This window comes from Halalkalibacter flavus (assembly GCF_036663575.1).
GTDB classification, from domain to species: domain Bacteria; phylum Bacillota; class Bacilli; order Bacillales; family Bacillaceae_D; genus Halalkalibacter; species Halalkalibacter flavus.
Genome location: NZ_JAWRVK010000239.1, coordinates 1 through 270, shown reverse-complemented (window position 1 = coordinate 270; position 270 = coordinate 1). Strand labels below are relative to the sequence as shown.

Here is a 270-nt window from a genome sequence, read left to right as displayed (position 1 = left end):
AGAGGGTGATAAACTTCAAAATATTCGACGTCACTTCCGGGAAAAAATGCAAAAACGAGGGGAAACGGCCTGAAACCGCCGTTCGGTCGGCAGGAACCGCTTTGAAGGATATCGGGATAGGCGAATGGGCACGCATTCCGATAGGATCGAAACGGCTTCCCGCGGGGGAACGGGTACCGAGGAAGGCCTTTCTCCGGATGGATGCAGTCCGGAACGTGAAGCGATCAAGTTTTGAGATGATATGAAGGAGGAGAACCATGAATGTTCTCA

General features: G+C 51.9%; 1 protein-coding gene. It reads left to right on the top strand.

The window, feature by feature from the left end; genetic code table 11:
- A partial coding sequence (locus SAY88_RS25090; protein WP_332635146.1) for a hypothetical protein occupies nt 1–245 on the top strand: 245 nt, incomplete at its 5' end.
- Nucleotides 246–270: the final 25 nt, after the last annotated feature.